General features: G+C 64.1%; 16 protein-coding genes and 3 pseudogenes. 5 read left to right on the top strand and 14 right to left on the bottom strand.

What is annotated here, in order from left to right; all coding sequences use genetic code 11:
• On the bottom strand, positions 1–706 hold a 706-nt coding region (locus H8B02_RS33470), incomplete at its 3' end, for a creatininase family protein (protein ID WP_229170142.1).
• Between the two features lie 161 nt (positions 707–867).
• Here H8B02_RS33470 and H8B02_RS33465 point away from each other — a divergent pair.
• On the top strand, positions 868–1,770 hold the full coding sequence (locus H8B02_RS33465; RefSeq protein WP_092122198.1) for a LysR family transcriptional regulator: 903 nt from the start codon (positions 868–870) through the stop codon (positions 1,768–1,770).
• A 219-nt stretch (positions 1,771–1,989) separates the two neighbouring features.
• Positions 1,990–2,910 (top strand): LysR family transcriptional regulator, encoded by a 921-nt coding sequence (locus tag H8B02_RS33460; protein WP_229170141.1) that lies wholly within the window; start codon positions 1,990–1,992, stop codon positions 2,908–2,910.
• A gap of 27 nt (positions 2,911–2,937) precedes the next feature.
• Here H8B02_RS33460 and H8B02_RS33455 read toward each other — a convergent pair whose 3' ends face one another.
• From H8B02_RS33455 to H8B02_RS33395, 13 genes and pseudogenes are all read right to left on the bottom strand, one after another.
• Positions 2,938–3,714 carry an esterase/lipase family protein gene (locus H8B02_RS33455; RefSeq protein WP_229170140.1) on the bottom strand — a complete coding sequence of 259 codons (777 nt, stop codon included), beginning with the start codon at positions 3,712–3,714 and terminating at the stop codon, positions 2,938–2,940.
• 70 nt (positions 3,715–3,784) lie between these two features.
• The gene (locus H8B02_RS33450; protein ID WP_229170139.1) at positions 3,785–4,582 is read right to left on the bottom strand and encodes an SDR family NAD(P)-dependent oxidoreductase; all 798 of its coding nucleotides are present in this window, start codon (positions 4,580–4,582) and stop codon (positions 3,785–3,787) included.
• A complete protein-coding gene (locus H8B02_RS33445) occupies positions 4,573–4,890 on the bottom strand; it encodes a hypothetical protein (protein WP_229170138.1) in 318 nt (105 codons plus the stop codon). Before H8B02_RS33445 ends, H8B02_RS33450 begins: the two co-directional genes overlap by 10 nt.
• Positions 4,890–5,485 (bottom strand): annotated as a pseudogene (locus H8B02_RS33440) (adenylate kinase). The gene H8B02_RS33445 and the pseudogene H8B02_RS33440 overlap by 1 nt, the downstream one beginning before the upstream one ends.
• A 94-nt stretch (positions 5,486–5,579) precedes the next feature.
• The gene (locus H8B02_RS33435; protein WP_229170137.1) at positions 5,580–6,914 is read right to left on the bottom strand and encodes an MFS transporter; all 1,335 of its coding nucleotides are present in this window, start codon (positions 6,912–6,914) and stop codon (positions 5,580–5,582) included.
• Between the two features lie 98 nt (positions 6,915–7,012).
• On the bottom strand, positions 7,013–8,557 hold the full coding sequence (locus H8B02_RS33430) for a WS/DGAT/MGAT family O-acyltransferase (RefSeq protein WP_229170136.1): 1,545 nt from the start codon (positions 8,555–8,557) through the stop codon (positions 7,013–7,015).
• 137 nt (positions 8,558–8,694) lie between these two features.
• Positions 8,695–9,018: an AMP-binding enzyme gene (locus tag H8B02_RS33425; RefSeq protein ID WP_229170143.1), complete on the bottom strand. Its 324-nt coding sequence runs from the start codon at positions 9,016–9,018 to the stop codon at positions 8,695–8,697.
• 174 nt (positions 9,019–9,192) lie between these two features.
• Positions 9,193–10,271, bottom strand: a pseudogene (locus H8B02_RS33420) (AMP-binding protein); the annotation flags it as partial.
• A 161-nt stretch (positions 10,272–10,432) separates the two neighbouring features.
• Positions 10,433–11,199 (bottom strand): annotated as a pseudogene (locus H8B02_RS33415) (SDR family oxidoreductase).
• 38 nt (positions 11,200–11,237) lie between these two features.
• Positions 11,238–11,678, bottom strand: coding sequence for a phasin family protein (gene phaP, locus H8B02_RS33410; protein ID WP_229170135.1), 441 nt, complete (start codon positions 11,676–11,678; stop codon positions 11,238–11,240).
• A 60-nt stretch (positions 11,679–11,738) separates the two neighbouring features.
• Complete coding sequence (locus tag H8B02_RS33405) at positions 11,739–12,548, bottom strand: esterase/lipase family protein (RefSeq protein ID WP_092122169.1); 810 nt, start codon at positions 12,546–12,548, stop codon at positions 11,739–11,741.
• A gap of 180 nt (positions 12,549–12,728) precedes the next feature.
• Positions 12,729–13,811, bottom strand: a complete 1,083-nt coding sequence (locus H8B02_RS33400) for an AraC family transcriptional regulator (RefSeq protein WP_229170134.1) — start codon at positions 13,809–13,811, stop codon at positions 12,729–12,731.
• A gap of 250 nt (positions 13,812–14,061) precedes the next feature.
• Positions 14,062–15,126: an AraC family transcriptional regulator gene (locus tag H8B02_RS33395; protein ID WP_229170133.1), complete on the bottom strand. Its 1,065-nt coding sequence runs from the start codon at positions 15,124–15,126 to the stop codon at positions 14,062–14,064.
• Between the two features lie 312 nt (positions 15,127–15,438).
• Here H8B02_RS33395 and H8B02_RS33390 point away from each other — a divergent pair, with 312 nt between their 5' ends.
• The 3 genes from H8B02_RS33390 to H8B02_RS33380 form a co-directional block, all read left to right on the top strand.
• A complete protein-coding gene (locus H8B02_RS33390) occupies positions 15,439–16,197 on the top strand; it encodes an acetoacetate decarboxylase (RefSeq protein WP_229170132.1) in 759 nt (252 codons plus the stop codon).
• 21 nt (positions 16,198–16,218) lie between these two features.
• Entirely contained in the window at positions 16,219–17,193 is a 975-nt protein-coding gene (locus tag H8B02_RS33385) for a 3-hydroxyacyl-CoA dehydrogenase NAD-binding domain-containing protein (RefSeq protein ID WP_229170131.1), read from the top strand.
• A gap of 95 nt (positions 17,194–17,288) precedes the next feature.
• The coding region (locus tag H8B02_RS33380) for a CoA transferase (protein ID WP_229170130.1) at positions 17,289–17,866 on the top strand (578 nt) is incomplete at its 3' end.

Genomic DNA, 17,866 nt, shown 5'->3' with positions numbered 1-17,866 from the left:
GCTCGGCGGTAGCCCTGCTGGCGTCGCCGCAGGCACCCTTGGGGTGAAGATCCTGGGTCTGCCAGCCGAATTTGACGACGCCTTCGAGCCCCAGCATCTCGAAATCGCGCGCGATCCGTGTCGTCGCGGGCTCGAAGTTTTCGGCCCGGCTCATCACCACGGAGTCCGGCGCCAAATGCAACATCACACTGGTCTCGATCTGGCCGCCGTGAATCCCGTGACGGATCTCGTCCGCGTCGAACAGATCGGTCATGTCGATCAGTTGCGGCCACATCGCCGTCGCCGCGAACATACCGAAGCGGACGCGAAGGTCGCGGCAAACGATCTCGAGCAGCTGCGGCTGACCGCCATGCGAGTTCAGGAACAGGATCTTGCGGATCCCGGCGCGGTACACCGACTCTCCGATCTCGGACCACACTTTCCCAAGCGTTTCATACGAGAGCGTCAGCGTGCCCGGAAACGCCAGGTGCTCGTCGGACTTGCCGTACGGCAACGGCGGAAGCACAAGCGCGGGACAATCGGGGCGCATCAACTCGACCGCGCGGGTCACTATCCCCCATCCGATCGCCGCATCGACCTTGACCGGCAGATGCGGTCCATGCTGCTCGACGGCGCCGACCGGAAGGATCGCGACCGCTCGTTCGCCATCGAGTTCGGCAAAGTCACGTGTCGAGAGATCCCACCACCAGCGAGATTTGACTGCCATTGCAAGACCCAAGCCGTTGGCCGGCCACGCACATGCGTGGGCCACCGACGGAGGATTTTGCACGTGCATCCATCGCTTCAAAGCGCTTAGATTCGGCAACCCTGTTGCCTTTTGGGCAACGCCGCGCCATGGTCGCCGTAGCGTCTTTCGGATCGGTAACCATGCTGCACAGCCGCCTCCTGAGCTACATCGACGAGGTCGCGCGGACCGGGTCGATCCGTAAGGCGGCAAACCACCTCAACGTCGCAGCCTCCGCCATCAGTCGCCAGATCCTCGCCCTCGAAACGCAACTAGGTACTCCGATCTTCCAGCGCCTGCCGAAGAAGCTGATCCTGACCGCCGCGGGCGAAGTCCTGATCGGGCACATCCGGCAGACGCTGAAGGAGTTGACGCGGGCTCAGGCAAAGATCGAGGAACTCAAGGGACTGCGCCGCGGCGAGATTACGGTCGCGATGATGAGCGGGCTCGCCTCCAACCTCGTACCGGGCACGGTGAAGGAATTCCGCCTCGCCAACCCCCGCGTCAAGCTGAACTTGACGCTCTTCAATACCGGGACAGAGATCCAATCGGCGGTCGCAAACGGAGAGGCCGATCTCGGGATCGGCTTCGATTTCGCCAAAGATGCGAACCTGAAGTTGCTCGCGCGCGCGGTTGCCAAGCTCGGCGGGGTGATGGCCCCGGACCATCCATTGGCGAAACGCGCCAGTATTCGTCTCAACGACTGTGTCGACTATCCGATTATCATTGCCGACACCAGTAGCGCGATACGACCCTACCTCGACGCCGCTTTCACCAGGGCCGCGCTGGATCTCCGGCCGATCATCGAGACAAATTCCATCGAGATCATGAGGCACGCCGCAATCCTGGACAACGGCATCACGTTCCTCACTCCGTTCGACATCGAGTTTGAACGCCGGGCGGGCCGGCTCGCTTACGTTCCGGTTCGCGAACTCACCAATGATGCCCAGGCGCTGATGCTGATCGGCCACGAGCGTGGCACCAGCGCCATTGCGAGTGTTCTCGCCGAGATGCTCAAGGCAATGATGCAGGATACAATCTTGTAGACCGACCACAGCGGTTTCGAGCGAAGCGGACACTGGTTCGCGTGAAGAGAACGCGTCCATCCGACAAGCTGGAGCTTCGGCGCAAGCTGATGCGCGACCGCATCGCGAACCCAACTCCCGATGCCTGGCCGATATCGCGACCCCACCCCAACGTACTTGCATAAGTGGCCGCACGATTGAATATTCGTTGCACTGCTTGCAACGATCAGGACCATGCCGATGAGCGCCAAGCTGGAGCCGCGTCGACTGCACTATTTCATGGAGGTGCTCAATAGCGGCTCCGTGCGCGGCGCCGCCGGTGCGCTTGGCATGGATGCCTCGGCGGTCAGCCGGGCACTCGGCCTGCTCGAGAAGGAGTATGGCGCGCGCCTGCTCGAACGGCGCGGCCGCGGCGTAGCGCCGACCGACGCCGGCCAGCTGCTGGCCGCCTACCTGCACCGCCAGCAGGGCGAACGACAGGCGCTGCTCGCGCAGATGGACAGCATCCGCAAGGTCGAGTCGGGTCATATCGATCTGGTGACGGGCGAAGGTTATGTCGACTGGCTGGCCAAGAGCTGCCTGTGCCGCTTCATGCAAACCCACCCGAAGATCACGATCAGCCTCGACATCGGGAGCACCGACGAGATCGTCCAGCAAATCGTCGGAGAACGCGCGCATATCGGTGTCCTGTTCAATCCGCCTCGCGACGATCGACTGCGCTCGCATCATTCGCAGCCGCATCCGATCAGGGCCGTGGTGCCGCGCGGGCATCCGCTGACCCAGCTCGGTCGACCGCTCAAGCTCGCCGACCTCGCACCCTATCCGGGAGCCGCAATGCATCCGAATTTCGGTCTGCGCCAGCATGTCCAGGCCGCTGAGATCAGCGAAGGCGTCCGCCTCAATTTCGCGTTTACGACCGCCTCGTTCGGTGCGCTCGCCCATTACGTGACCGCCGGACTTGGCTATGCGCTGGCATCGCGCCTTGCGATGACGGAGGCCGATGCCGCCAAGGTGGTGGCGCTGCCGATGCAGAACGCGCTGCTGCATCGTGGCCGCACCCATGTGGTGTCGCGTCAGGGACGTACGTTGCCGCCCGCCGCGATGCAGCTGCTGCGGATGATGGTCGGCGAGATGCGATCACCGGGAAGCAGTGCGCGGTAGACTGAGGCAGGCCGCGCCTTTGCGACCTCAATCGCGACGCGTCGTTGCCGGAAACCAGATCGCGACCTGCGGAGGCGGTCGAAACGGCTTCCAGCTGCCCGTTGGCTGGGCGAGGCGATCGGCAATCACCCACAGCGCCGGCGCGTGAAAGCCAAGCCCGATATGCGTCGTGTTCACTTCGACGTTTTCGCGCTCCCCACCCTCCTGCTCCAGGCAGGCGCGCCACGCCACCACGCCATCGGTCCGGGTATAGATCGATGTTGTCGGCACGGGAATCGGTTGCGCGAGGCGACTGATCCGCTCGGCGGTCGGCGGCTCGTATTTCTGGCCGGTCAGAAGCCGCCAGATCGCGCGGACATTGCTCGCACCCGGAGCCGCGAACGGACTGCCGAGCGTGATGACCATCCGCACCGCCGCGGGGATCTGCCGCGCAACCTCGCGCGCGATGATGCCGCCACGGCTCCAGCCGACCAGACTGACCTTCGAGCCGCCCTGCTTTTCGAGTTCGATGACCCGCGCCGCCACGGCGGAGAGGTCCGCGTCCGGCGCGCGCACATTGCGGCCGCGGCCCCATCCATGAACCTGATAACCGAGGAATTCGAGGAACGAGCGTATCGCCAACGTCGACCGGTCATCGGCGCCCAACCCGGGCAGAACCATGACCGGATGCCGCTGCCCCCGCGGCGCGGTCGCCAGAAGCGGCGCCGCCACGGCAAGAAGCGCAGGGATGTCGAGAAAGCCGCGCCCTTCCGCGGCAAGCAGCGCGAGCGAGGGTGGTTCGACGGTCTGCTCGTCACGTCCCATGAGTAACGTCCCGTTGTTGATGGTCAAGAACAGCCCTTGCAACTGTGCATCGCCCGGCGAGCACGAGACGTCAGTTCGGCGGCGCGGCCTTTCCGAACACCCCGCCGATGGCCCGCAACAGCCAACTCGGCTGGTACTTGATCCATTGGACCGCCAGCTCGTTGGCAAGTCCTGCGACATGTACCGGCTTTCCCGCCATGCAGGCGCGGTAGCCCTCCTGCGCGACGGTCTTCGCATCCATGATCATCATGCTTGGCATATTTTCCAGATTGGTGCCATGGACCATTCCGGTATCCGTCACGCCGGGACATAACGTCGTCAGCGTGATCTTGCTGCCGCTCAATTCCTGGGACAATGCCTCGCCGAACGACAGCACATAGGCCTTCGACGCGGCATAGACCGCAAGGTTTGGCACCGGCATGAACGCCGCGACTGACGCAACGTTCAGGATCCGTCCACTGTTGCGTTCGAGCATCGGCGCGAGGAAGAGACGCGTCAATGCCGTCATGGCTACGACATTGACCTGCAGCAGCCGCAACTGGTCATCGAGGCCGATTGCGCTGACGCGTCCTTCGAGCAGAAGGCCGGCATTGTTCACTAGCAGGTCGATCCGCACGCCAGCGTCCTTCAGCGAATCGTACACCGCCTGCGGCGCCGACGGCTCGCTCAGATCGGCGGCAACGATGGTCACCTTGATGCCATGATCGGCCTTGAGCTCGCGGGCGAGCTCCTGCAGTCTGCCGCGGCTGCGCGCCAGCAGCACGAGGCTGAAGCGATTGGCCGCGAGCCCGCGCGCGAGCTCGAGCCCAATGCCGCCCGATGCGCCGGTCACCAGCGCGCATTGCCCCTCATTTCCGCTCACCGACATGCGGCGCCTCCCTTCGCTGCCAGAACGGTTCTGCGCAATCCACGGACGGCGCGTGCAACAAGCCGCCGCCGCGCCAGACGATGTTCGTCGCGCCGCGCCAGTTCGGCAGGCGTGCCGGCGCACTTCCGGTCGGCAGCATATGTGCGGGAGAACCGTTCAATCGCCCGCAGCAACGCCTGGGCCTGCTCGAATTGATCGGCTGTTTCCTTCACCTCGCCAAGCGACTTGCGCAACGGCTCCAGCACCTCGATCCGGTCGACATGGCCCGACAGCCAGGCTTGCGGATCGCGATTTTGCGTCGCCGGCATCACATCACCGAACGATCTTGGCCGATCGCCCTGACGACGTCGAGGGCGACGGCCTCGACCGGCTGCAGTCCGTCGACGGTTCTGAGGATGTTCCGCGATCGATAGTAGTCGACCAGCGGCGCGGTCTGCTCGTTGTAGGCGTCGATGCGCAGCTTGAGCGTTTCGTGATTGTCGTCGGCGCGCACCGCGCCGCCCTGCTCTCGCGCTTCGCGGGCCCGCGCCTCAATCCGGTCCAGCAACACCGTCTCGTCGGCCCGGAGCTCAACGACGTGGTCGATCGCAAGGCCTTCGGTATCGAGCAGATCGTCGAATCTGACCGCCTGTGCCATCGTTCGCGGGAAGCCGTCGAGCACAAAGCCACGCGTGCATCCGCTTGCGAGATGCGTTCGATCACCGCGGCGATCACGAGCTGATCCGGAACGAGCCCACCACTCACCATGATATCCTTGACCTTCCGTCCGATGCCGGTGTCCGCGTCGACCGCAGCACGCAGCATGTCGCCCGTCGAAAGGTGCGGTATGTCGTACTCCTCGACCAGGCGCCTCGCCTGCGTTCCCTTGCCCGCACCGGGCGGCCCCAGCAGAACGATCCTCATCGTATGTATCCCGATATTCGCTTGATCACCGGCAGCTTTCCGACGGAGCGTCGAGCAACCCGGCTCCGTGGGAGCCGGGCCGCCCGAATTGTCCTCACGCCATCGCCAGCCGTGCACTGGGAGCAGGCCGCATCGACAGCAGCAACAGCAATCCCGACAACACGTAGAGCGCCATCACGAAGTACATGCTGTAGATGTTGTCGCCGGTGCCTCGCACGATCAGTCCATTGATCGAAGGGCTGATCGCCGGACCGAGGTTGCCGAGACTGCTGATCAGCGCAAGCCCTCCGGCGGCGGCGCCGGTCGAAAGATATTCGCTGGTCAGCGCGAAGAACAGCGGCGTCGCCGACGCAATTCCGATCACCGCAAAGGACAACGCAAGGATTGATCCGACGAGGTTGCCTTGCAGCAGCGTGGTGATGAACAGGCCGAACGCGGCGATCGCGACGCAGGCGGCGTAGTGCCAGCGACGCTCGTGCCACTTGTCGGAGTGACGGCCGATCAGGATCATGCCAATGACGCCGGCGGCATTCGGGATCGCGGCATAGACGCCGACAAGGAACAGATCCTTGACACCCCAACTCTGGATCAGGGTCGGCATCCAGAACACCATCGTGTAGGTCGCGCCGAGCAGGAGCAGATAGACGAACGACAGCACGTAGACCTTGGGGTCCTTCAGCATCTGCCCGAACGTTCCCGAGGGCTCGCTCTCGATGTCCTTCTCATCGTGCTGGAAGGTGTCTTCGAGCAGGGCTTTCTCGTCCTTCGAGAGCCACGCGGCCTGCGCGGGCTTGTCCTCGAGCAAGGCGTAAACCAGGATGCCAAGAATCAACGCCGGCAGACCCTGGACGAGGAACAACCATTGCCAGCCGTGAAGGCCGCCGGCACCGTCGAGGTATTTCAGGATCGAGCCGCACAGCGGGCCGGCGATCACAGACACGATCGTCGTCGCCGACATGAAGGTGGCGATCACCTGTCCGCGCCGCGCCGACGGATACCAATAGGTGAAGTACAGGATCACGCCGGGAAAGAAGCCGGCCTCGAACACACCGAGCAGGAACCGGACGAGATAGAACTGGAACGGTGTCGACACGAACATCATGGCGGCTGCCGCGAGCCCCCATAGCACCATGATGCGCAGCAGGGTCTTGCGCGCGCCGATCCGCTCCAGGAGCAGGTTGCTCGGCACCTCGAAGAGGAAATATCCGACGAAGAAGATGCCTGCGCCGAGACCGTAGACCGCATCGTCAAACGGCAGCGTCTGCTTCATCTGCAGCTGTGCGTAGCCGATATTGATGCGGTCGAGATAGGCGATCATATAGGCGATCAACAAAAGCGGGATCAGGCGCCAATCGATCTTCGAGAACAGGGATTTGTGCGCCGGGCTTTCCAATGCCGACAGAGATCCCTTTGCGGCGGGTGGGTGCATCCTGGTGTCCTCCAATGTTCTTTTGATTCCGACGCCGAGCGAGAGACCGCGTTGGCGTCCCCAGTTCCGGCGATGTGAAGCGTTGAAGGCCCGGGCGCCTAGCTGGCCCGGCTCGCCTTGTCGTTTGCGGCAGCCGGCGGCACCTCGTCTGCCTGGATCACCGTCACCGACGCCGCGGCCGCCTTCGATTGAGCCGCAGCCTGCGTCGTCAGCTCGACGATCTCGGCCTCGACCGGCGGCAAGGCTTCGATCGCGCGCAAGGCCGCCCGGAGATGCTCGATCATCTCGTAGGACTCGTCCTGCGTGAGGACACGCCGGCATGCGGTCAGACCGAACTCAAGCAGGCCCGCATAGCTGTGCACCGTGATGTTCAGCGCGCTGCCGTGATAGGGGATCGAGACCGGGAAATAATGCACCATCCGTGCGCCGGCCATGTAGAGATTCTGCCCCGGTCCCGGCACATTGGAGATCAGCACATTGCCCGCTGCCGGCATGCGGCTGGCGAGGTTGGAGCGCCCAAGCAGTGAGGCGAGCCCGGTCATCAGCCACGGCGAACCCGTGATCGGCACATCGACACCGAGCACCGGCTTGAGTTCGCGCACCACCGCCTTGGCCGCCTCGGATGACGCATGGATCGCCTTGAAGCGGGTCGGCAGGTCATCGATATCGGTCGCCAGGTCGACGCGCACCGCCGAAACCTGGTTGTTCATCGCCTTGTCGCCTTCGGCACGCAGGCTAACCGGCACCATCGCGATCAGGGCCTCCTTGGGCAGCAGGCCGCGCTCGGCGAGGAAGCGTTGCAGCGCGATGCTGCACATCGCCATGACGATGGTGTTGACGGTGCCGCCGACACGCTTGCCCAGGACCTTGATGTCGGCAAGCGGCAACGACATCGTGCTGTAGGAGCGCTGATTGGTGATGGAGTCGTTGAACACCGTCTTCGGGGCCAACCCGAGGCTGAGCGAGCGCTCCCCCTTCTGCGACCGCTGGCTGGCCACCACGCTCGCGGCCGTGCCGAGCGCCTTGGCCGCCGTCGGCAGGAGCTCCGCGAGCTTGCGATATTGCTGGGCCGCGTTGTTGGCCGCCGCCTGCAAGAGCTCGGTCACGCCGAGTTGGTATTGCACGGCGGCGCGCTTGCGCCGTGGCGGCGGCACCTCGCGCATCTTGGGCGAGACATCATAGAGCACCTTGGCGAGTTCGACTCCGGCCTTGCCGTCGACGCCGCTGTGATGCGCCTTGGTGTAGAACGCGACCTGGCCGTTCTCGAGGCCATCGATGACATACATCTCCCACAGCGGACGGCTACGGTCGAGCAGCGAGGCGTGCAATCGCGCAACCAGTTGCTCGAGCTGCGCCATGGTGCCTGGCCGCCGCAAGGTGACGGTCCGCACATGATAATCGAGCTCGATATCATCGTCCTCGATCCAGACCGGTTCCGCCAGCTGGAAGGGCATCTGCGCCAGTTTGCGATTCAGCAATGCCGAGAGATGGAGACGCTTGCCGAGCATCTCCTTGACATCCTCGTAGTAATCGCCCTGATAGCCCTCTGGGAGATCGAAGATCATGAGGCTGCCGACATGCATCGGCGTCTCCGGCGTTTCGAGATGCAGGAACGATGCATCCATGCTGCTGAGTTGATCCATTCTTCCCTCCCATGACGTTGTGGCGGCGATCGCCGTCTTGATGACCGTATGCCGATATCTCGCGCGTCACGGTCATTGCATTGCGGTCGGGCCTGACACCTCTCCGCCGCTACCGATCCCGATTCACGCAGGCGCTCTCAGGCCTGCGTCCGGGCGGCGCGCTCTTCCTCGTCGTACAGCTCCTTCTTCGAAAGCTTCCCGACCGCGGTCTTCGGCAGTTCGGCGCGGATCTCGAGCGCCTGCACCATCTCGTGCTTGCCGAGCTTGTCCTTCAGAAACGCCTGCAGCTCTTCGAGCTTGAACGGCTTGGCATCCGCCTTCAGCTTGATGAACGCCTTCGGCGACTGGCCGCGATACTCGTCGCGGATGCCGATCACGGCGACCTCCTCGACCGCCGGATACTTGTAGATCGCCTCTTCGAGGACGCGCGGATACACGTTGAATCCGCTGCACAGAAGCATGTCCTTGGTGCGGTCCACGATGAAGATGAAGCCATCCTCATCCATGTAGCCGACGTCGCCCGTGCGCAGGTAGCCGTCTGCGGTCGTCACTTCGGCCGTGGCGTCCGGCTTATTCCAGTAGCCCTTCATGACATTCGGGCCCTTGATGCAGATCTCGCCGCGCTCGCCGAGCGGGACGTATCCGCTGCCATCGTCGACATTGAGGAACTTGATGACGATGCCGGGCATCGGCATGCCGCAGGAGCCGGCCTTGCGCATGGCCCCATGCTGCGCCGGCGTGTAGGTGCCGCTCGGCGAGGTCTCGGTCATGCCCAGCCTTCACTCAAATTGCAGCCGGTGATCGAGGCGAATTGCCGCGCGACCTCGAGCGGCAACGGCGCGCCGCCGGATCCGCAGTATTTCAACGCGCGCAGGCTGTGCTTCGGCGTCTCCGGATGGTTGATCAGCGCGGTGAACATGGTCGGCACCCCGCAGAAGACACTGACCGACTTCGTCGAGATTTCCTCGAGCGCGGCTTTCGGATCGAAACGGACGTGCTGGATGATCTCCGCGCCCATCAAGACGCCGAACAGTACGTTCACGGAAAGCGCGTAGATGTGGAACGGTGGCAAGACGGCCAGGAAGCGCTCTTGCCCATCGACCAGCACCGGCGGCGAGCCGGCCGTGGTCGCCCGGTACTGCTGGCACGCGCTGGTCAGGTTGGCGTGGGTGAGCATCGCCCCCTTCGGCAACCCTGTCGTCCCGCCGGTGTATTGCAGCACGGCGATCGTCTCGCGCGGATCATCGATCGGATAGGCCCGGTAGGCGCCATCATTATGGGTCAGCTGGCCGAAGCTGATGTGATGATCATCCCAGGCGACTTCGCTCAGCTGCTTGGCCGCCTTCATCTCGTTGACGACGGTGTCGGGATCGGCCGTGATCTCGCCAAGCGAGCCGACCACCAGCTTCTTCAATCTTGTCTTGCCCAGCATCGCCGCCATCTGCGGATAGAGCGAAACCATGTCGAGCGTGATCAGGATATCGGTCTTGCTGTCCTCGATCTTGTGTTCGAGCACCTTGGCGGCGTCTAGTGGCGAGTAGTTGACCGCCGTGCCGCCTGCCTTGAGGATGCCGAAAAACGAGATGATGTAGTGCGGCGTGTTGGGCAGATAGAGGCCGACATGAACGCCCGGCTTCACGCCGAGGAGCTGCAGGCCCTTGGCCACGCGATCGGTGAGCCGCCCGAGCTCGGCATAAGTGATCCGCTTACCCATGAAATCGATCGCGGGACGATCCGGCCATTTGGCAACGGCATCGCCCAATATCTTCTGCACGGGTCCGGCAGCGATCTCGATGTCCCAGCGCACGCCGTCGGGATAGGATCGGATCCAGGGCATGTCGTTCATGAGATCTCTCCCTTCCATGGTCTCTCGGATCAGACGGCGGTCACGCCGCCGTCGACCGCGATGGTCTGGCCGGTGATGAATGCACAGGCATCGGAGGCGAGGAGCGCGGCGACGCCCTTGAGGTCTTCGGGGCCCCCTCGCGATTCATCGGCGCCATATGCGCGGTCGCGCTCTGGTCGAGCTGCGCGGTCATCTTGGTCGGGAAATAGCCCGGCGCGATCGCGTTGACGTTGATGCCGAGCGGCGCCCATTCATTGGCGAGCGTGCGGGTCAGGTTGACGACCGCGCCTTTGCTCGTGTTGTAGGCCAGCGTCGGCGTGCCTTCCGGATAGCAGCCGGTAAGGCCCTGGATCGACGCGATGTTGATCACCTTACCGCTCCGCCGCGGCACCATGCAGCGGCGGCCGACCTCCTGGGTGGCGATGAAGATCGCAGTTACATTCAGGTTGATCACCTTGTTCCAGCCGTCGAGGGTATGCTCGATCGTGGCGGCACCCCACGAAGTACCGGCATTGTTGACGAGGATGTCGACCGGGCCCAGCGCGGCCACGACCTGCTCGATCATCGGCGCGATTGTCTCCAGCCTGCCCATGTCGCAAACCACCGGAAGCGCCTCGATGCCAAGCCCTTTGAGGTGAGCAGCCGCGGCATCAAGCTCATCTCGCTTGCGCGCGGTGATCGCGACCTTGGCGCCGAGTTCGCCCAGCACCTCGGCGATCTGAAGACCGAGACCTCGCGATCCGCCCGTGACGAGCGCGACGCGACCCGTCAAGTCCTGCAACTTGGCCAGACTCATGGCTTTCCCCCGATGGTTGGCGCCTCACACGCGCAGCACTACTTCGGCTGCAACAGCTTCTGAAGGTTCGTAAGGTTCTCCTGCATGCGCTCCTGCATCACCATCCAGGCGTTGTTGCGCGCCTGCGCCTCCAGCTGCGACAGCTCGCGGAAATCCGCGACCGCCTTCTCGACCTGCTGTCTGGCGGTCTCCGTCTGCTTCGTCATGGCTTCACCGCTCGCGAAGCCCTTCATCGCCGCCTGCCACTGCGCGAGCGTCTCCTGCAGGATCTCGTTGCGCCGGCTGACCAGCGCCTGGATACCTTCGTAGGCCTGCCGGTTCGCCTCCACCAACGCTTCCATGTCCTTGCGCTGCCACTCGACCAACGCGGCCATATCGAACCCGGGCAGCGCGAACTTCTCGGCCATTTTCTTCAGATCCCCGAGCCACGGCATCGCGCCCGTGCCACCTGCGTCGGATTGCCTGTCATCGGTCCCCATCGACGTCCTCCTTCTGGTGCTTGGCTGGCGGCGGCGAAACGCCGACCCTTGGACTACGCGTCAGGCCGCCGGCCAGCGCGGCCGAAACAAGGCGACGCTGTCATCGGCTCGATCCGGATCGGGGTAAACCATGCCGCGGAGACCGCTGCGGTCGAATGGCGACCATTCTTCCTCCCCGAGCGCGAGGCGGTCCGCGATCGCATAGAGCACGGCCGGATTGTGTCCGAGCCCGCAATGACTGCCTTCGACCTCGATGTTCTGCGTCCGGTCGGCATGCTGCTCGCGGCAACCCCACCACGAGACGATGCCGTCGGTGCGTGAGTAGATCGCCGTGCTCGGTACCGGCGGCGGCAACTTCATCATGTCCCTGTCGGGCCAGTCGTCGACCTGGCGCTCGCTCAGGATCTCGTAGAGACGCCACGCATTGCTTGCCTTCGGCTCGTTGGCGAACGGGCTGCCAAGCGTGATCACCTGGCGGACCAGATCGGGTGCGCGCCGTGCAATCTCGCGGGCAAAGACGCCGCCAAGGCTCCAGCCGATCAGGCTGACCTTGCGCTTGTATCGCTCGGCGAGCTCCGCCAGCCTTGCGTCCATGGCGGCCTCGACGCCGGGACGCGGTCCGCGATTGGGTCCAAGCTTCCAGCCATGTACCGCGTAGCCTTGCGCCTTCAGGTAGGCGCGCAACGGTCGCGTCGAGATATCGCTGGCGGAGAGCCCCGGCAATACGAGGACCGGATGTCCGTCGCCGCGCGGCGCGCGGCGAAGCAGCGGGTAGCTTGCGAAGAACGCCTGCAGCTCCCAGATCCCACGCACCTCGAGCGCGAGCAGCAATTGCGACGGCGGCGCAGAGCGGTCGACGACCGTATTCATGCAGAATGTCCCCTCCCGAATCATGCAGCGTGTCCCGCACGACCCGACATTTTATGATTGCTGCCTCGCTCCGCGAGCGGCCCCGTGCGGACCCGTTCGCGCAACCGCGCATCCTCTTGGTCTCAAAACGCTATCGGGCAGGTCAGACCCGTAAAAGGTGCAATTGGCCCGCTTGACCGGTTAGTTTGGGACATCCGCCAATAAATCTTGCGCCCCTGCTGCGATGCTTGATGCCCGGCGACCGCGAAAGTCCGAAGGGCTCTTGCCGGTCCAGCGGACAAAAGCGTGGCGGAAGTTCGCCGCGTCGCTGTAGTCGAGCCGCGCGGCGATCTCGTCATTGGTCATTTGCGTGTTGCGCAGATAGCCGACGGCGAGCTGCATACGGACCTCGGAGACGATCTGCCGGTAGGTTTTCCGCTGCAGCTGCAGCCTGCGGCGGAACGTCCGCGGATGAATCATGAGCTCCGCCGCCATTGCCTCGATGCTCGGAAAGCGGCCGGGATGCTCGACGAGCCGTCGCCGGATGTCGGCGGCGAGGCCGTCGCCCCGCGCGACATGATCGAAAAGCTGATCATAGAATCGGCCTGCCATCGCCCTGGTCATCTCGTCGGGGCAGACCGCCGGACGGTCGATCCAGGCCGCGTCGAATTCCAGCGCGTTCCTGCACTGATCGAACTCGACCGGACACTGGAAGATGCGTTCGTAGATCCCAGCATGCGGCGGCGGCGCATAGGCGGCGCTCAGCTTCGAGAAACGGAACGAGCTGCCATAGACGTCACGGCTCAGCGTCTGATAGGCCGCAAAGGCGAATTCAAGCGCGAACCGATAGACGTCATCGGCCGGATCGCGTGAGAGCAGAGGCTCGAGCAGACAGCTCACCGTATCGTCCTTGCGGGCAAGGTCGATGTCGGCGACCGTTCCGAGGATGCGACCATACTTGGCCGCGAAGTCGATGACTTCGGCTCCGGTCCGGCTGCTCAGCATGGCATAGCCATACATGCCGTAAGCCATGACATGCATTCGTTCTCCGGCGCGAAACGCGACCGACGGATCCCGCGACAGCCGCATCGCATTGCGAAAGACCGTCGCGACCTGCCGATAGGAGACACGCACCGACGAATCCCTCAGGTCGGCACTCGTCAAATTGGCCCCGCCGAGCGCGCGCGACGCGGAGATCCCGTCCTCGGCCAGGACGTCCACCACCGCAGCGATCCGTTGCGGCGAATAGAGACACTGCAAGAGATTTGGTGACGGGTGATACACGAGCTTCCTCGTCCGCCTTGCGCGCCCGTTTCCGGTCCCGCAATCCGGGAAGGTAGTAAGCCGGGCCAGGCAACGGAAGGTTCGATTGGTCGCGTTTGGGGGTGAGTTCCGGACAAGACCGGCCAAAAGAAAGACCGCCGAGGGAGGGCGGTCCAGGTTGGGAGAACGCGATCGCGAGCGCAACCACGGCGCCGAGCTTAAGCGCGCTTCGGCCGCACAAAAGGTTCGATTGAACCAATTTGCCGGTGAACTACGGACAGAGCCGGCGAAGCGCCTCTTGGATATCTCGGGGTCTAAAGACCTCGTCGCCCCGGAACTCGGATGGATTCCTGCCGGTCCAGCGCGAAAAGGCGTGACGGAAGTTGGCCGCGTCGCTGTAGCCGAGGCGGCTCGCGATCTCCTCATTGGTCATGCGCGTCTTGCGCAGATACTCGATCGCGAGCCGCATGCGCACCTCCGCAAGCAGGCCGCGATATGAGGTTCCCTCCGCCTCGAGCCTGCGCCGCAGCGCGCGGGGATAGATGTCGAGCTGCTCGGCAATCGCCTCGATACTTGGATAACTGCCCGGCTGCTCGATCAGTATCCGGCGGATATCGGCAGCAACGCCACCGGCGCGGTTCACCTCGCCGAGGATCTCCTCGCACATCTCCCGCGCCATGGCGTGGGTACGCGGATTTGCCAGCGCCCGCGGGCCGTCATTGCGTACGTATTCGTATCCACAGTGATGCTGATTGAACAGGACCGGACACCCGAAAAGATCACGATACGCCGCTGTGGATGGCGGCGGTGCATAGTCGAGCAGCACGCGCGAGAACCCGAAGCCCTGACCGGAGCGGTCGCGAATGGTCGTCAGATGCGCGGCCAGTGCGAACTCCACCGCGAAGCGATGCACACTCTCGGTCGGATTCGGCCAGTGCATGGGCTGGAACGTCGCCACCACCGTCTCACCATCACAGGAGAGGCCGAAATCGCAGAACGGACCCACCACGCGGATGTATCGCGCTGCGAAGTCGCGGGCCGCCGCATGCGTTGCACTGCTCAGCAGCGCGTATCCGTACATGCCATAGGCGGTAACATGCATTCGCGCTCCGGAGCGCAGCGCGATGGCGGGGTCCCTTGCCAGCCGCAGCGCATTGCGGATCACCGTGTCGAGCTGCCGATAGGATATTCGCGTCGTATGGGACTCGAGCTGGCCGATCACAAGCCCGGTGCCATCGAGAACCTCAGATGGATCAACACCCTGCTCGCGAAGCTCGGCCGCGATGGCCGCGATCGAATGCGGCGGGAATATTCGCTGCGCGAAGCTGGGCAGCATTCGGCTCGGCGATTGGCTTGCGTGCGAGTCTTGCCTAGTCATTCCGATCGCATGTCCCTCGCATTCCGCGCGTTCCCGCTCTACGATTGATCTACCGCTCCAAACGTAAGCCCGATCACGTAGGCGACGCAATGATCGGGTACCCGCGCGCTGCGCGCGCCGCATTCCGCGTCCGGAAGTCACCCGGTCGGCGGTCCAATCGCACCTTTCTCCGCCTCGCGAGATCGCTAGGCTCGCGATGCCTTGCTCGACAACCGGCACGCAGCCGGAGGCCCGCACGGACCACGGCAAGCGCTATCAAGGGAGGAGCGGATGCGACGGGAGGACATTCTCAAGCAGCTGACGACGCCAATCGGCGCCCCGGCATTTCCCCGCGGGCCGTTTCGCTTCACCAACCGCGAATACCTCAACATCCTGTATCGCACCGACATCGAGGCGTTGCGCGCCGTCGTTCCCGAGCCGCTGGAGATCGACGATCCGCTGGTCCGCTGGGAAATCATGCGGATGCCCGACACCTCCGGTCTCGGCGACTACACCGAATGCGGCCAGGCCGTCCAGGTGCGCTTTGGCGACGAAAAGGGTGAGTACCTTCACGCGATGTACCTCGATAGCTTGCCGGCGCTGGCGTCCGGCCGCGAAATCAGCGGCTATCCCAAGGTGATCGGCAAGCCGAAGCTCTATATCGATTCCGATACGCTGGTCGGTACAATGGATTATGGCAGCCTGCGCGTGGCCACCGCGACGATGGGTTACAAGCACCGCGCGCTGGACCTCGAGAAGGCAAAGGCCGAGATCTGCGTACCGACCTTCATGCTGAAGATCCTGTGGACCTATGACAGTCCGAAGCCGGCGGGCGAGCCGCGCATCTGCGAGCTGCTGCGCTCCGAGATCACCGACATCACCGTCAAGGGCGCCTGGACCGGCCCGGCCCGGCTGGAGCTGTTCGCCCACGCATTGGCCCCGATGGCCGATTTTCCGGTGCGCGAGATCGTCGCGTGCAGCCACATCATGACCGACTTGACGCTGTCCCGCGCCAAGTGCTGCCACAACTATCTCGATCAGCCGCGCTGAGCGGACACGTCGGAGAAAGCCATGCCATCATCCGCAGATCGCGCCGCGGCGCTCAACCGCTATCGCAATGTGTGCGTCATCGGGGCCGGCATCATCGGCTCCTCCTGGGCGGCGCTGTTTCTCGCGCACGGGCTCAATGTCGTGATCAACGATCCGCAGCCCGGCATCGAGGCCGCGACCAAGGATGCCCTGATCAAGATCGCGCCGACGTTGCTGAAGCTCGGCCTGCCGCATGAGGGGTTGGAGCGCAACCTGCGCTTCGAGCCGGATCTCGCGCGCGCCGTCGCCGGCGCCGACCTCGTGCAGGAGAACGGCCCGGAGAAACCCGAATGGAAACAGCAACTCTGGGCACGGATCGAGGCAGCGGTGCCGAGGCATGCGTTGCTGTTGTCCTCGAGCTCGGCGCGGCCGGCCACCGAGCAGGCGCGAGAGATGAAGGATGCCAGCCGGCTGCTCGTCGGCCATCCCTTCAACCCGCCGCATCTGATCCCGCTCGTCGAGGTCGTTCCCGGCGAGCAAACCGATCCGCAGGCGACCGCCGACGCCGTGGCGTTCTACGAGGCGCTCGGCAAGGTGCCGCGGGTGCTCAAAAAGGAGATTCAGGGCTTTGTCGCCAACCGGCTACAGCGCGCGATCATGCGCGAGGCCTGCTATCTCGTGCAGGAAGGCGTCGTGACGGTCGACGAGTTGGACGACATCGTCACCAGCTCGATCGGGTTGCGCTGGGCCGTGAACGGGCCGTTCAGCTCGTTCCACATGGGCGGCGGACCGAAGGGACTCGAATCGTTCTTCCAGCACCTCGGCAAGAACATGGCCGCGTCGTTCAAGGTGATTCCGCAGGTCGATCTCGATGATGCGCTACAGCGCAGGATCATCGACCAGGCTGCGGCGTCTTTCGGCAGGACGCCGATCCCGCGGATGGAGCGCGAACGCGACGACACGCAGGTGGCGCTGTTGCACGTGCTAGCGGCACGCAACGGCAGGGATCGCACATAGTCGGCTCGCGCGCTTGCAAACACAGGCGGTCGCCATCTTTCGGAATCCAGACGCGCCTGGGGTAATCCTCGGGCATCAAGCGGAGACGGACGCTCATGAGCATCTTCGAGGGATTGAAGGTCATCGACTGCGGCAGCTTCATCGCCGCGCCAACCGCCGCGACACTGTTGGGAGACTTCGGCGCCGACGTGATCAAGATCGAGCCGCCCGGCGCAGGCGACGCGTTCCGTCAGGTGCCGAAGTTGCCGGGCATGCCGAGATCCGACCAACCCTATGGCTGGTTGCTCGATAACCGCAACAAGCGCGGCCTTGCACTCGATCTATCGAAGCCCGAGGGCCAGGCGGTGCTGCATCGCCTGGCCTCCACGGCCGATGTGTTCATCACCAATTATCCGCTCGCCGTCCGCAGGAAGCTCGCGATCAGCTACGAGCGGCTTGCCGCGGCGAATGATCGGCTGATCTACGCATCCTTCACCGGCTATGGCGAAACGGGCGACGAGGCCGGAAAGCCGGGCTTCGATGTCACTGCCTACTGGGCGCGTTCAGGCCTGATGGACATGGTGCGAAGCGACGCCAGCACGCCGCCGGCGCGGGCGCTCGCCGGCATGGGCGATCACCCGTCGGGCGTTTCGCTGTTCGCGGCCGTCGCGGTGGCGCTGTATCAGCGCGAGCG

The sequence above is a fragment of the Bradyrhizobium altum genome (assembly GCF_020889705.1).
In the GTDB taxonomy this organism is placed as follows: Bacteria; Pseudomonadota; Alphaproteobacteria; order Rhizobiales; family Xanthobacteraceae; genus Bradyrhizobium; species Bradyrhizobium altum.
The sequence above is the reverse complement of the archived record's forward strand: the minus strand, read 5'-3'. Positions and strand labels throughout refer to the sequence as shown.